General features: G+C 32.0%; 12 protein-coding genes. 1 reads left to right on the top strand and 11 read right to left on the bottom strand.

Features of this window, described 5'->3' with window-relative positions; genetic code table 11:
* Positions 1 to 40: 40 nt before the first annotated feature.
* From PG914_RS04490 to rny, 10 genes are all read right to left on the bottom strand, one after another.
* Positions 41 to 769 (bottom strand): pseudouridine synthase, encoded by a 729-nt coding sequence (locus PG914_RS04490; RefSeq protein ID WP_488822513.1) that lies wholly within the window; start codon positions 767 to 769, stop codon positions 41 to 43.
* Between the two features lie 119 nt (positions 770 to 888).
* Positions 889 to 1,446 (bottom strand): elongation factor P, encoded by a 558-nt coding sequence (gene efp / locus PG914_RS04485; protein ID WP_488822512.1) that lies wholly within the window; start codon positions 1,444 to 1,446, stop codon positions 889 to 891.
* Between the two features lie 43 nt (positions 1,447 to 1,489).
* Complete coding sequence (locus PG914_RS04480) at positions 1,490 to 1,909, bottom strand: type II 3-dehydroquinate dehydratase (RefSeq protein WP_488822511.1); 420 nt, start codon at positions 1,907 to 1,909, stop codon at positions 1,490 to 1,492.
* Positions 1,906 to 2,397, bottom strand: a complete 492-nt coding sequence (locus PG914_RS04475; protein WP_488822510.1) for a shikimate kinase — start codon at positions 2,395 to 2,397, stop codon at positions 1,906 to 1,908. Before PG914_RS04475 ends, PG914_RS04480 begins: the two co-directional genes overlap by 4 nt.
* A gap of 1 nt (position 2,398) precedes the next feature.
* Complete coding sequence (miaA, locus tag PG914_RS04470) at positions 2,399 to 3,244, bottom strand: tRNA (adenosine(37)-N6)-dimethylallyltransferase MiaA (RefSeq protein WP_488822528.1); 846 nt, start codon at positions 3,242 to 3,244, stop codon at positions 2,399 to 2,401.
* Positions 3,244 to 4,938 (bottom strand): DNA mismatch repair endonuclease MutL, encoded by a 1,695-nt coding sequence (gene mutL / locus PG914_RS04465; RefSeq protein WP_488822509.1) that lies wholly within the window; start codon positions 4,936 to 4,938, stop codon positions 3,244 to 3,246. Before mutL ends, miaA begins: the two co-directional genes overlap by 1 nt.
* Positions 4,939 to 4,948: 10 nt before the next feature.
* Positions 4,949 to 7,474, bottom strand: a complete 2,526-nt coding sequence (gene mutS / locus PG914_RS04460; protein ID WP_488822508.1) for a DNA mismatch repair protein MutS — start codon at positions 7,472 to 7,474, stop codon at positions 4,949 to 4,951.
* Between the two features lie 29 nt (positions 7,475 to 7,503).
* Entirely contained in the window at positions 7,504 to 9,486 is a 1,983-nt protein-coding gene (locus PG914_RS04455) for an MFS transporter (RefSeq protein WP_488822507.1), read from the bottom strand.
* Positions 9,487 to 9,646: 160 nt separating this feature from the next.
* Positions 9,647 to 10,414 (bottom strand): TIGR00282 family metallophosphoesterase, encoded by a 768-nt coding sequence (locus PG914_RS04450; RefSeq protein ID WP_488822506.1) that lies wholly within the window; start codon positions 10,412 to 10,414, stop codon positions 9,647 to 9,649.
* A 51-nt stretch (positions 10,415 to 10,465) separates the two neighbouring features.
* A complete protein-coding gene (rny, locus tag PG914_RS04445) occupies positions 10,466 to 12,058 on the bottom strand; it encodes a ribonuclease Y (protein WP_488822505.1) in 1,593 nt (530 codons plus the stop codon).
* A 185-nt stretch (positions 12,059 to 12,243) separates the two neighbouring features.
* On the opposite strand from rny, the gene PG914_RS04440 reads away from it, so the two are divergent.
* Positions 12,244 to 12,888: a hypothetical protein gene (locus PG914_RS04440; RefSeq protein WP_488822504.1), complete on the top strand. Its 645-nt coding sequence runs from the start codon at positions 12,244 to 12,246 to the stop codon at positions 12,886 to 12,888.
* 41 nt (positions 12,889 to 12,929) lie between these two features.
* Here PG914_RS04440 and PG914_RS04435 read toward each other — a convergent pair whose 3' ends face one another.
* Positions 12,930 to 14,921: an ABC transporter ATP-binding protein gene (locus tag PG914_RS04435; RefSeq protein ID WP_488822503.1), complete on the bottom strand. Its 1,992-nt coding sequence runs from the start codon at positions 14,919 to 14,921 to the stop codon at positions 12,930 to 12,932.
* Position 14,922: the final 1 nt, after the last annotated feature.

Raw genomic sequence — 14,922 nt, 5'->3', positions numbered from 1 at the left:
ACACTATTTATATTATAACATAGATATATCTATGAGTTTTTTAAGAAGCCATATCACTTCTATAAAGTTGTTTGATTTCATGAACCTTCAATGGACGGTATGATCCTCTTTCAACACCTTCAAGTGTTAAATGGTCAAAACCAATTCTTGTGATATTCTTGATTTTATGGCCCATTGCTTCGAAACATTTTTCCATGTCAGAAAGTGAGAAATCTTGAACAAGTATCTTCAGTAAAGTCGATTGATTCTTTTTGTCCAATTCCACAATCGCAACCCCTACTGGTTTAAACAATAAATCATCAAACTTCATCCCAAGGCGTAATTGTCTTATTTTATCTTTAATGACAATTCCTTTAACACGAAGTATATATTCTTGTTTAACACCTGAGTCTTTTAAAGTTAACTTCTTAGTTAAGTCACCATCGTTTGTTAAAATTAAAAGTCCGGCTGCATCATATGGTAATTTATGAACTGGAAAAAGTCTGATGTCTTTTTCTTCAGGACTAAATAAATCCAAAATGTTACGTCTTTTATGAATATCTGAAGTTGTTGATAAATAACCTGTTGGTTTATTTACTAAATAATAAAAAAGCGGAGCTTTATCTATTACTTTGTTATCAACTGTTATGATATCGTCACTTGTAACTTTAGTGCCAACTTCCTTAACAATAACATCATTTACTTTGACACGTCCAGCCAAAATGAGTTCTTCTGATTTTCTTCTAGAAGCAACTCCAGCTTTGGCTAGTATTTTTGCTAATCTTTCCATTTCTTCACCGCTTTAATTATAGCATATTTGAGCAATTACTTAAAAGTAATACGTTAATATAACTTAAAGTTTTAATCAAGTCCAAATAAAAAGACCGAAAGGCCTTTTTAATTGAAGTATTAAGCTCTTGAAACGTAAGTACCTTCGTTGGTATTTACAATAATCTTGTCGCCAGCTTCGACGAACATTGGCACCTTAATTAAGTAACCAGAAGGTAACCAAGCATCTTTCATAGCGTTTGTTTTAGTGTCACCTTTAACACCAGGAACAGTTTCTTTAACTTCTAATACCACTTTTTCAGGGATATTAACACCGATGATTTCTTCACCGTAGAAGTTGATTTCAACATTCATACCTTCTGACATGAAATTTAATTCATGTTCAATTCTTGATTTATCAAGTTCTACTTGTTCGTATGTTTCCATGTTCATGAAAACATGTGTATCACCTTGAGCATATAGATATTGCATTGGTGTACGATCGATTTGAGCACGTTCTACTTTATCACCAGATTTGAATGTTACTTCTAAGATACTACCATTACGTAGGTTTCTTAATTTTGTATTTACTAATGCACCAGAACGTGCTGACTTAGAATGTAAGAAATCTAAGATTACATAGATTTGTCCATCATATGCAATTGTTAAGCCTGTTTTAAAATCACTTGTAGAGACCATATTATTAACTCCTTTTATTTAAACCTTTTATATTTTACTAGAATTATGCTAATTTTTCAACTAAATATTGAATTCCTTCAATATAAGATTGTTCTTTTTTACCAAAGAATGAGGCATTAACGACATCTTTAATATAATTAGTTTGTCTAAATGCTTCACGTTCGTAGATATTTGAAAGATGAACTTCAACTTTTGGCACCATGATGCTCTCAAGCGCATCTCTAATCGCAATTGATGTATGAGTATAAGCACCAGCATTGATAATGATTCCATCCACATCAACTCCTTGAAGGTAATCAATAATTGCACCTTCATGGTTACTTTGGAAAAAACTGAATTCAATCTTAGGAAAAGTTTTTTCTAAGAGTAAGTTTAAATCATCTAAGGTAAATTTACCATAATGTGAAGGATTACGTTTACCTAACATATTTAAGTTAGGACCATTAACAACAGCAATTTTCATTTATTCATCCACTCCTTTGATGCCTCTATTATATCATCGACACATTGATCAATGTCATCGCTGTTTCTAACAATCACATCAGCAAAGTTTTGATATTTTAAAAAACGTGCATCATATAACTCTTCTAAAGAGATGGTTTTTAATAGTGGACGTTGGTAACTATTTGAAAGGCGTTTCTTTAATGTTTCAATCGGAACATCAATATAAACTTTTAAGCCATCCATTAAGGCTTTATTTTGTTTTCTAGTAACAATACCACCACCAGTTGAAATAACTGTGTGATCTGTTTTAATTTCAGATAAGCATTCTGTTTCAGCTTCTCTAAAAACATCCTCACCATAGTTTTCAATCATATCTTCAATAAACATACCTTTTTTATTTTCAATATAATGATCAAGGTCAACAAATGTCATATTCAGTTTATAAGCAAGGCGTTTACCGATTGTAGATTTACCACTACCTGGCATACCAATTAAATAGATTTTCATATTAACCTCTTAAGAAAACTTCAATGTCTTTTAAGACATCTTCTTTTAGTGTGGGACTTAATGCATCATACATTTTAGGTTTCATTTGGTTTTTAAACCAAGTTTTTTGTTTTTTAGCAAATCTCATTGAAACTTGGATAATTTTTTCCTTTGCTTCTTCAAATGAAATTTCACCTTTAAGGTAAGACTTTAATTCACGGTAACCAATGATATTGAGTTCATGATCCATCAAGTCTTTAACTTCATCTAAGAATCCTTCTTGTAACATAATTTCTAGACGTTGTTCTAATCTTTGCTTAAGGACTGCTCGATCAATATCTAAATAAACCATAAAGATGTCATAAAGCGGTTCATCCTTAGCTTGTTTTTCACTTCTTTTCGCACCAGATAAAAGTGTTCGATAAGCAGATTCAACTCTTCTCTTATTTGAAAAATCAATTGAGGCTTCAGGGTCATTTTCTTTAATATATGAAACCATTTCTTCATAAGAAGTATTTTCTATGTTGACTTCTTGTTTTTCAAATTCATAATTATAAAGTGCACTTTTAATATAAAGGCCAGAGCCACCAATAATGATTGGTGTTTTTATTTTATCAACTAAGTTTCTAACATCATTTTGAAAGTTAAAAACAGTATAAGGATGATTAAGCGTTGTTAAACTTAATAAGTGATGTGGGATATTATCCATTTCATCTTTTTTAATCTTAGCTGAACCAATATTTAATTCTTCATAAACTTGAACTGAATCTCCATTGATAATTTCAGCATTTAAGCATTTTGCAAGACTGATTGAAAGACTTGTTTTACCACTTGCTGTGGGACCCATAATACAAATAACTTTTTTCATCATACGATACGCTTAAACATCTTTTCGATGTCATACTCAGATAATTTAATTAAGACTGGGCGACCATGTGGGCAAGTATAAGGATTTTTACATAATCTTAAGTCTTCAACAAGTTTATTTATTTCAACTAATGATAATTGGTGATTGGCTTTTATTGCACCTTTACATGCAATATCTTTAGCTAAATGGTTTCTAAGATTTGAAAGGCTAATTGTTTTTTCGTCCTGTAATTGTTCAATAATTGCATGCAATGCAACATCAATTTCTTTATCTCTAAGCCAAGTTGGATGAGCTGTCAATTTATTGTTTTTAAAGTAGAAACCAAGTGGTTCAAGCATTGATTTATTTTGTTCGATTAAATCATAATCAGCTTGGACTAAATTAAGTTCTTTTGGTACTAACAGTTGATAAAAGTTTGATGATAATTCACCAACTTTTGTTTCATAATATTCATAACGAATACGTTCTGCAGCAGCATGTTGGTCCATCAAATATAGGCCATAATTGTTTTGGAAAATTAAATATGTTCCTGAAAATGTGCCAATATAATCAAGCTGTGGTAACTTTAGTTCTAAAATTTCAATTTTCTTTTCTTCTTGAAGTTGATCTTGTTTAAACTCATCTGTTTTTGCAAGTTCAAAAAGATCAAAGTCTTTCGTTTTAAAGACTTCCTTTTTCACTTCAACAATCGGTTCTCTAATTGGCATATTACCTTGTTCTAATGCTTCTTTAACAAGTGGTGTAAGTGCATATGCAAACATAAGTTCATTAGCAAGTTTTACTTCCATTTTTTGAGGATGGACATTTACATCTACTAAGGTCGGATCAATTGTTAAATAAATGAGTGATAAAGGATATTTATTCGTCATCAACAATGTATTATATCCATCAATCACTGATTGACTGATAGCATAGTTTTTAACATAACGTTTGTTAATGAAAATGTTGATATCACTTCGTTTACTTCTTGCGTATTTTGGGTTTGCAAAATAAGCATCTAATTTAATTTTACCAATTGAAGTATGTAATTCTTTTAATCCTTCATTCACACCTTTACCATAGATATTGGTAATTAATGCAGGGATTGATTCATTACCTAAGGTTGATTTTAAATCTTTGCCGTCCATAATCAGTTTAAATTGGATAGAAGGATTTGATAATGCTAGTTTGTCAAAGATTTCTACGATTGCATTCTTTTCTGCAGTTTCTGATCTTAAATACTTAAATCTAGCTGGGGTATTATAGAATAATTCTTTTACAATCACTTTAGTTCCAACATTCATTGGACTAGAACCCTCATTAACAAGTTTTGAGTGTTCTAATGAAACAAAGTTTCCATCGCTATCTTTTGTTCTAGAATGTATTTCAATTTTTGCAACTGATGCAATGGCTGGTAATGCTTCACCTCTAAAACCTAGCGTACCAATATGATTTAAGTCATCTTTTTTAAATACTTTGGAGGTAGCATGGCGTAAAAAAGCAAGGTGGAGATCCTCTTTATCCATCCCTTTACCATTATCGGTAACAATAATTGAATCAAGTCCGATATTATTCACTTCAATAATGATTTTAGTTGCATCTGCATCAATCGCATTTTCAACTAATTCTTTGATGACAGATGCAGGACGCTCGACAACCTCACCAGCTGCGATCATATTGGCAAGTGCCATCTCCATTAAAGCAATTTTAGCCATAATTTACTTCCTATTTCTTTTTCTTAAGTAGTTGTTGTAAATATTTTAAACGAACAAGTGCATCCACTGGAGTTAGATAATCTATATCAATGTTTTCAAGTTCTGAGACAAGTTCCATAACTTCCTTTGGAATCACAGTTTCTAATTTAACTTCTTCATGTAAATCAAACAAATCAACTTGTTTTTCTTTTGAAGATTTTTCTAATTTTTTCAAAATAGTTTTTGATCTTTGAATGATCTTTTCTGGTAAGTGTGCAAGTTGAGCAACTTGGATACCATATGACTTATCAGATGCACCAGCTTCTACTGTATGTAAGAAAACCATTGTATCTTTTTCTTCTTTCGCACGAACATGTAGATTTGTTACATTTGATAAACTTTCTGATAATTTTGTTAATTCATGATAATGAGTTGAAAACATCATTTGTGCACCAATCTCATTATGAATATACTCGATCATACCTTGAGCAAGTGCCATGCCATCATAAGTGGCTGTACCACGACCGATTTCATCGAATAAAATTAATGATTCGGATGTTGCTTTAGTTAATGCTTCATTGGCTTCAACCATTTCAACCATGAAAGTTGATTTACCACCAGCAATATCATCACTAGAACCGATTCTTGTAAAGATTGCATCATAAATCGGAAGATTTGCACGCGTAGCTGGAACAAACATCCCTGCTTGATTCATAATTACAATGAGTGCAAACATTCTCATATATGTTGATTTACCACTCATGTTAGGTCCAGTTAGAATAAAGATTTCTTTGGGTTTCATGGTGATATGATTTGAAATGAAATGAACGTGTTGTTCAACAACTGGATGACGTCCATTTTCAATTTCAACTAAGAAATTTAAATTTAATTTAGGTCTGACATAACTATATTTATCTGCACTTGCTGCAAGTGATACATACATATCAATTAAAGCAAGATTTTGACTTAACTCTTGAAGTGTTGTCATATAAGACTTTGTCTTTTCTTTTAGAACTTGAAAGATATCATATTCTAAAGCAAAAGACTTTTCTTTAGCATGTAAAAGTTTATCTTCTTGTTGTTTTAATTCTTGAGTGATATAACGTTCACCAGTAGTTAGTGTTTGTTTTCTAATATAACCAAACTCATCTTTTACTTGAGAAATTGCACCTTTAGAGACTTCAATATAATAGCCAAAAACTCTAGTATAGCCAACTTTTAAAGTTTTAATACCGGTTCTTTCTCTTTCTTGAGCCTCAAATTCAGCCAACCAAGTTTCACCATGAGATGCAATATTTCTTAAATCATCCAGTTCTTGATGATAGCCTTCTTTAATCATGCCACCTTCTTTAACAGTAATTGGTGCATCATCAAGTAAAGCTTTGTTTAACTCATTGTAAAGTTCATCATGTGCATTAATCGAATGATTGAGTTCTTCGATTAAATTAGATGAATATTCCTTTAGTACTTCTTTTAAAGCTGGTACATTTTCTAATGTGTATTTTAATTGAACAAGATCCCTTGCATTTGTATTGTTTGATGCAATACGACCAACTAGACGATTAATATCATAGATACGAGATAATGTATCAATTAGTTTTTCTCTTGGACCATACTCTTTAAATGCATCAATATAATCAAATCTCTTTTCGAGTTCTTGTTTATCTTTGATTGGATGTGTTAATCGATAACGAAGTAATCTTGAACCCATTGCTGTTTTCGTTTGATCAATCCAATGGATTAGTGTTGACCTTTGATTACCACTTAAACTCTCAGTTAATTCTAAGTGCTCTAAAACATGACGATCAAGATGCATCAACATTTTAGTTTTCGTTTCTACAAATGCCATTAAATGGGAAAGTTGTTGTTTAGATTGTGAAAATAGATAGTTTACTAGTAATGAAGCACCTTGTTTAGCTGCTTTAGTATTTAGATTTTTTACAATCACTTGATTTTTGATTTCATCGTCTGCATAAACAGAAATGACAATACCCATGTTTTTTAGTTCATCAACTAATTTCGTATCAGCTAGATTCTTTAAAATTACTTCTTTTAATCCGATATTCGTAACTTCATCTAAGAGTGTTTCTTTAGATAAACCTTCGACTAAAAAAGTATCACCAGTTGATATATCGGCATATGCAAATATATAACCGTATTCAGAAAGGTCAATCGAACCAATGAAATTGAATCCAGAGCCTTTTAAAATACCATCGTCAATAATCATTCCTGGGGTGATTAATTTTACGACTTCTCTTTCGACTAAACCTTTACCTGGTTCAGTGATTTGTTCAGCGATTGCCACTTTAAAACCTTTTGAGACTAGTTTTTGAATGTATACTTTTGCAGCATGATACGGAACCCCACACATTGGGACTCTATTACCAGCATCACGTCCAGTTAATGCAATTTCTAAAACCTTAGATGCAACAAGTGCATCATCGAAGAACATCTCGTAGAAGTCACCTAATCTAAAAAAGACTATCGCGTCAGCGTAGTCTTCTTTTAAACGAATATATTGTTGCATCATGGGAGTATATTTTTGAATATCTTCCATTTTAACTCCTCTTGAAAATTGTATAAGTATTATTGTGTTAGGTAGTGTGAAGAACCAAAGATAGGCTCCATAATGTAATCTCTAATAAATGGTCCAACAACATCGATATTTTCATAACCATATGTGAAATCTAAGCGCCATAATGCAAAGACAATTAATGCTAGTAAGGCTGCTAATACGATAATCCAACCTAAGATTGCACCAATAGTTCCAAAGAATCCTTTACCTTGTTTCTTAGTTGTACCTGATTTAATTGAGATATTATTAATTGCTTCAACAATTCGACCAACACTATCATCTTGTGCTACTTGAACTTTTTGTTCTACTTTAGTTGTATGTGCAATGAGATAGAATAATGCTTCTGGAACTGCTAGAGTGATTAGAAGTAAGAATGACATAAAGACTGCAGATTTCTTACTTTGTTTCTTATTAAATACTCTAAATGTTGCAATTAAATTAATTAAGAATGCTAAAGCTGATACGGATAAGACAACCCATGCCTCTTGTAATGTGAATCCGAAGACATCAATTAATGCTTGATATCCTAGATTTTGGATAAACGCAATATCAATTGCATAATATGTTGCATAACCCCATGCAGCAGTAGATGCTAATAGAAGGATGAAAGTAAAGATTAATAAGAATGGATGGATTCCACCAGTCTTCTTGTGTTTAGGTTCTTTTTGAGCTTTTTCTTTCTTTTGCTTTTCATTTTTTTCTTCTTCTTTTTGAATTTCTGCTTCTAAACTATCAATTGTTTCTGGGAAATCATCGTTGTCATCTTTTAAAAGTTCTGCAATAATTCTTTCTTTTGAAGTCATTTGAGGTTGCACAACTTGAGCTTCTTGAACTGGTTGTTGTTGATCTATAGCAGGTTGTTCTGCATTTCCTTGTACATTTACAACGGGATTTGCCTCTACATTAACAACAAATTCTTTTTTAGCGATAACTTCTGCTAATGTTTCAAATGATTTAGCTAAGCGATCAAATTGCTCTCTATAGTCAATTTGATTTACTGCAGCAGTTTGTGTATAAACTTGAACCACTTCTTTAACTGGTTCAGGTTTAACTTCATTTACTGGTTCAGGCTGTTGTTCAACAATTTTTTCTTGAACAACGACTACTGGTTCTACTTTTACAGATTCTTCAACTTCATCTACTTGTTTCTCATAAACTGCTGATGAAGATGGTACATAATAAGTTTCTTTAGTTTCTTTAGCGTTTGATAAAATGAACTCTATAATTTCTTCTTTTTTAAGTTCTGTTGAAACCTTGATATCGTGATCTTTTGCATAACGTTCAAGCAGAATAATATTTTGATTTCTTAGTTTCTCTTCTAACTCTTTTGTTAATTCACCACGTTCTTGAAGTTTCTTAAGAATAATATCTAACATTTCATTTTTCTTTAAACGTTTAGGAATAGGTGCATTAAATTTATCGCCAATTGTGCGAAGTTCAGTTAATGTTGATGCTTTATATAAAACTGGTCTGAATGCTTCTTGTGAAACACCATCAATTTCGTTATGTTCATCAAATAGTACTTTATCAATAGCAGTATTAAACTCATTACTTGAAACAACTTGTTTTGCTTTAGCATCTGCTTCAGCTTGTTCAAATAATCTTAAAAGATCAGCTTCTGCTAGACCTTTTTCAACTAAGTAGGGAAGTAATAATTTCCAGAACTCATCTAAGTATTTTGCACTTAATCCTGGATTTTTATACCATTCTAAAAGATGAACTAATTGAGTGTCAGTATATCTTGAGAACCAAGTTAACCGATAGCCCATTTCATCAGCTAGCGATTTTCTTTCTTCAATTGTTTTTTCTACGGATTCCCTTAAGACATTCTTTAAAGCACCCATGCGCATTTTTCTTGGAATGTTTAAACCAATATCTTGTAGGAATTTCGCTAAGTATTCTCCCTTGACGTGTGATAGTTTAGCTAACACATCGCCTACTACGAATTGCTTATCTTTGACGATTAAATATCCTTCTTTGTCAAATAACGCCATTTGGAAATTCCCCCTAAAATTCATTCTTTACCTAATTATAACATGTATATTTACTTATAGTAAGTAAGATGGTCTTATTTATCGTATTTTTTAATGAAATTGTACTATAAAGCCATTCTCAATTATATTTAAAAATAAAAAGTACCCTAGATGAGTACTTTTAGTTAATAGATTCTTCGAGATGAATTTTTTCAATTTTACGTTTAGGACTTAAAGTAAATAGCACAGCATTCAATTGTCTTGGACCAGATGCAACTTGATTTGGTCTACTAATACCATTAATAAATCGATCAATAATGATATCTTTTTCAACCCCAATAACTCCATTTAGAGGTCCAGTCATTCCAACATCAGTAATGTATAATGTACCCTCTGGCATGATTCTGTCATCATTGGTTTGAATATGCGTATGGGTTCCAACCATCATATCTAATTTCTTACCTAAATAGTGTGCCATTGCAACTTTTTCACTTGTTGTTTCTGCATGGAAATCAAGGAGTGAATAATCATATGTTAAAGTTTCCAATAACTCCTTAATTTTCATATATGGCTGTTCATAAGGAACATTCATAAATGCGACACCAAGGGCATTTATGACTAAGATTTTTTTATCATTGTAATTAATGATTTTATAACCTACACCTTTTGTTGACCCATCATTAATTGGTCTAATAATATTAGAAACTTCATCGATAAAAGTTTCAAGTTCCGGGTTTTTCCAAGTGTGATTCCCCATTGTTAAAAGAGAAATGCCTGCAGACATTAACTTTTTATAAATAGCCTTAGTCATACCTCGACCATTAGCGGCATTTTCTGCATTTGCAATTATGAGATTTGGCTGATAAGTTTGTCTTAATTCCGGAAGTCTTTCCAATAAAAAATTAATACCAGCATCTCCGTAGATGTCACCTATAAATAATATTTTCATAATACTATTATAAAACAAAAGGGGAAAATTTTCCCCTTCTTTTATTTCAAATTATTTAGCAACATCGGTTGCACGTTTTTCACGAATAACTGTGACTTTAATTGTACCTGGATAAGTCATAGATTCTTCAATCTTTTCTTTAATTGTACGAGCAACATTAATAATGCCTAAGTCATCAATCTTGTCAGGTTGTACGATTACGCGTACTTCACGACCAGCTTGGATAGCAAATGATTTATCAACACCATCTACACCGTTAGAAATTTCTTCTAATTGAGTTAGACGTTTCATGTATGAATCCATTGATTCGCTTCTAGCACCAGGACGAGCTGCTGATAGAGCATCCGCTGCTGCAACTAAAACTGCAATGATTGATTCAGGTTCTACATCACCATGGTGAGATGCGATGGCATCAATAACTTCTTTTGGTTCTTTATAACGAGACATGATGTCAACACCAATTGTAACGTGTGAACCTTCGATTTCGTGGTCAACTGCTTTACCAATATCATGGAATAAACCAGCACGTCTTGCAAGAACTTCATTTTCACCAATTTCAGCTGCAAGTTTTCCAGCAAGGAATGCAACTTCTATTGAATGTTTTAAAACGTTTTGTCCGTATGATGTTCTAAAACTCATACGACCTAATAATTTAATTAAGTCAGGATGAACCTTACCTACCGCTGTTTTGAAAACTGCTTCTTCACCTGCTTCACGGATGAACATGTCAATTTCCATACGAGCACGCTCAACAACTTCTTCAATTCTACCTGGATGGATTCTACCATCTTGAACAAGGATTGATAAAGCACGTTTTGCGACTTCTCTTCTTACTGGATCAAATCCAGATAATACAACTGCTTCTGGAGTATCATCAATGATTAAGTCAACACCTGTGAGAGCTTCAAGTGTACGAATGTTTCTACCTTCCTTACCGATGATACGACCTTTCATATCTTCGTTAGGGATTTCTACTACAGATACTGTACGTTCTGATGTAGTTTCTGATGCATATTTTTGCATCGCAAGAGCAAGTAATTCTTTACTCTTTTGTTGTACTGTATTTTTAGCTTGTTCTTCTTCTTCACGAATAAATGCGGCAATTTCATTAGAAATAGAATCTCTTACTTGAGCCATTATCAAGTCTTTCGCTTGATCTTTTGTTAAACCAGAGACAAACACAAGCTTTGCCTCTTGTTCTTTCACTAATTCTTCCACTTTGCTATATTGAATTTCAAGTTGTTCTTTACGTTCGTCAAGTCTTTGTTCTTTAAGATCTAAGCCTTCTTCACGTTTATCTAAGTATTGTGATCTTTGATTTAAAGTAATTTCTCTTTGAGATACCTTTTCTTCAAGATTTAAAACGACTTGGCGTCTTTCACGCATATCATTATCAAACTCTTTACGTAACGCTAAAATTTCTTGTTTAGCTTCAAAAACATGCTCTCTTTTAGTCTTTTCAGCTTCTTTTTTCGCGTCTTCAATAATTCGACTAGCTTCTTCACGACTTAAGCGTAAACTCTTCTCGTGCTGTGCAACTCTGATGAAATATCCAACGATTGCACCAATAACTAGTCCTACGACAATTAGCAAAATGAAGGTAATTAATGCGTCGTTGCTTACATCAAACAACACGTTAAACATAATTGTTACCTCCATATTCAATTTTAAACTTTTTAATTTGTTTAAATAGTCAATTTATATGTACTTTCTGTACATACTTCATTATAACTTTTTATGCTATCATAGTCAATGAAAAACTTAGTTTCCAACTGATTAAATTTTTGATGTTTATAGTATAATAATACTAGAAGAAAAAGGAGATAAGCATGCTACCAAAACACGAACCTTCAAGTAAATTTGGTAAATGGTTACTTAAACACCGTTTACTCATCGTAATTATTTCATTTGTTGTCGTCATCCCAACTGCATTTGTTGTTGCATTATATTTAGGTGACTACTTAAAGTATCAAACTGTTGACTTTGGAAATGATCCAGTCTCAAGTTTTAATACAAACTACTATATTACAACCGAAGAGGAGACTGGACATCAAATTATTAATTTTGAAACATCTGAATTAATTTATCACATTAAATGGGTTAGTTATCTTGTTCCAGAGTTTAAAGAAGATCCAGGTAATTATGTATTTAAAGTTAAATACACAGAAAAACCAAGTAAATTAGTTTCTTCAGTTAATGGTACATTTGTACTTCAAACATTATGGATTGATGCGAAAAGCGCACCAAAATCAATCACAGCAAGTGAAAGTTTTGGTTCTAACCAAACAATCAATTATGAATTCAAGTTACCTCAAAACCCATTATGGTTCGTCACTGTTGAAAGACCATATGTTTATATTAAATTAACTTACAATTCTGAAATTGGTATGAATCAACATGAAGTCAAAACACATTACATCAAAATTGACTTAGCTAATTTAACACCATCGGCAGTAATTGATGCACAAGAATAATTAGAATAAAGGGCTCACTTCAAAAGTGAACCCTTTTTTTATTAGGTATTTTTAGTTTGTGAGCGGTAAATACCAGCATATTGTTTATCATTTTGAAGAAGTTCATCATGCGTACCCTCTTCTACTTTTAAACCATTTTCTAAAACAACAATTTTATTCGCATTCTTAATTGTTGAAAGTCTATGGGCAATAACAATCGTTGTTCTACCTTCTTTTACTTTATTTAAAGCTGTTTGAATTAAATTTTCTGTTTCTGTATCAATATTTGCAGTCGCTTCATCCATAATCAAGATTGATGGATTATGAATAACAACTCTCGCGAATGAAATTAATTGTTTTTCACCAACTGATAGGTTACCACCACCACGATAAACTTCATGGTGAATACCATTTTCAAGTTTATCAATCATGTAACCTCCACCAATTTCTCGTAAAACATTCTCGACTTCACTGTCTGGTACATCTTTACCAAACTTAATGTTTGAAGCAATCGTACCAGTATAAATCATTGGGTCTTGTAAGATAATACCAATATGTTGTCGATATGTACGTTTAGATAATTCTCTAATTTCTTTACCATCAACATAAATATTTCCAAGATCTCCATCTTTGAGATCATAGAAGCGTAGTAATAAGTTCATCAGTGTGGATTTACCAGAACCAGTATGACCGACAACACCAACCATCGAACCAGCTGGGATATCAAGATTTACACCAAGTAAAACTGGTTTATCTTTTATATAAGAAAACCAAAGATTTTCAAATTTAATATCACCTTTATAATGAGGTATCAATTCATAACTATCATCTTCTTGTTCCGCATCGATAATAGTGAAGATTCTATCCGTTCTAACTAATGCCATTTGAAGATTACCAAATTCTCTAAATAACGTTTGAACTGGTTCAATTAAACGAGAGAGATAATCATTATACGCATAAATAGTACCAGCAGAAATGATGAATCCACTGATTGTTAGACTTTGGTAGCCGAAGTAACCAATAATTAATGCAGTAACCATTAAACCAACTAAACGAATCATATTCCACCCAATCGTTAGATGGAGTTTTTGTTCTTTTAATTGTTCTCTTCTGTATTCATTTGATACAACTTCAAATTCTTTTTCAGTCTCTTTTTGGTAGTTAAAGATTTGTAAAATGTTCACACCATTAATAATTTCGTTAAGTTTTGCAGTAATCATTGAAGCAGATTCTGATACACGTTTTGCAATGTTATTTAAGTGTGAAACGAATACTCTTAACCAAACATAAATTAATGGGAATGCAATAAATGTCATTAAAGCTAGGCTTGAATCAAGATAGAACATACCAACATATGCAAAGATGACAGAAAGCGATGCATTAAGTAGTAAGTTCATTAATGTTGAGAATAAGTTAATCATACCGTTAACATCGGTAATGATTCGGTTTGCAACTTTACCAGCTGGTTCATATTCAAAGTATGTCATTGGCATTCTTTGAAGCGCACGAACAGCATCACTTCTAGCATCTCTTACAACGTTTGTTGTAATATATGCAGTTGAAATTCTTTGAACATATAAGAAGATAATATGTAAGACATATCTTACAAATAGTAAAATTAACAGGATTGTAACTGGTTGGATAAATGGTGAATAGAAATTCATCACTTCTCTACCTTCAAGTCTTACGGCATCATAAAATACTTCATTACCTTCAAATGTAACAACTTTAAGTTGAGAACCATCAAAGAATTGCTGACCAAGTTCGATTGGTCCATCTATTGCAAGATATTCACCATTTAAAATAACAATCGTTAATTGATTTCCTGATGGGTCATCTTGAGTGTAATATTTACCATTATAAGCAACATGTGATGAATCAGTTGTTTCATACCAAGGTCTAGTAATACCAACTAATTGGTCATCTAAAATTGATTTTACGATTAACGGTGCTACTAGTCCTAAGAGTTGGACTATTAACATACATGTAATAGAGATAACAAGTAATTTTTTATAGCGTCTAATATATCGCCAAACTTTTTTAATTTGTCTCATC

The sequence above is a fragment of the Acholeplasma sp. ORD1043 genome (assembly GCF_057808485.1).
The sequence above is the reverse complement of the archived record's forward strand: the minus strand, read 5'-3'. Positions and strand labels throughout refer to the sequence as shown.

What these genes read in the sequence shown, in the direction of transcription:
- PG914_RS04440 (WP_488822504.1), top strand. Translation starts at nt 12,244, where the DNA reads ATGCTACCAAAACACGAACCTTCAAGTAAATTTGGTAAATGGTTACTT.
- PG914_RS04450 (WP_488822506.1), bottom strand. Translation starts at nt 10,414, where the DNA reads ATGAAAATATTATTTATAGGTGACATCTACGGAGATGCTGGTATTAAT.
- PG914_RS04475 (WP_488822510.1), bottom strand. Translation starts at nt 2,397, where the DNA reads ATGAAAATCTATTTAATTGGTATGCCAGGTAGTGGTAAATCTACAATC.
- mutL (WP_488822509.1), bottom strand. Translation starts at nt 4,938, where the DNA reads ATGGCTAAAATTGCTTTAATGGAGATGGCACTTGCCAATATGATCGCA.
- efp (WP_488822512.1), bottom strand. Translation starts at nt 1,446, where the DNA reads ATGGTCTCTACAAGTGATTTTAAAACAGGCTTAACAATTGCATATGAT.
- rny (WP_488822505.1), bottom strand. Translation starts at nt 12,058, where the DNA reads ATGTTTAACGTGTTGTTTGATGTAAGCAACGACGCATTAATTACCTTC.
- PG914_RS04455 (WP_488822507.1), bottom strand. Translation starts at nt 9,486, where the DNA reads ATGGCGTTATTTGACAAAGAAGGATATTTAATCGTCAAAGATAAGCAA.
- PG914_RS04490 (WP_488822513.1), bottom strand. Translation starts at nt 769, where the DNA reads ATGGAAAGATTAGCAAAAATACTAGCCAAAGCTGGAGTTGCTTCTAGA.
- miaA (WP_488822528.1), bottom strand. Translation starts at nt 3,244, where the DNA reads ATGAAAAAAGTTATTTGTATTATGGGTCCCACAGCAAGTGGTAAAACA.
- PG914_RS04480 (WP_488822511.1), bottom strand. Translation starts at nt 1,909, where the DNA reads ATGAAAATTGCTGTTGTTAATGGTCCTAACTTAAATATGTTAGGTAAA.
- mutS (WP_488822508.1), bottom strand. Translation starts at nt 7,474, where the DNA reads ATGGAAGATATTCAAAAATATACTCCCATGATGCAACAATATATTCGT.
- PG914_RS04435 (WP_488822503.1), bottom strand. Translation starts at nt 14,921, where the DNA reads ATGAGACAAATTAAAAAAGTTTGGCGATATATTAGACGCTATAAAAAA.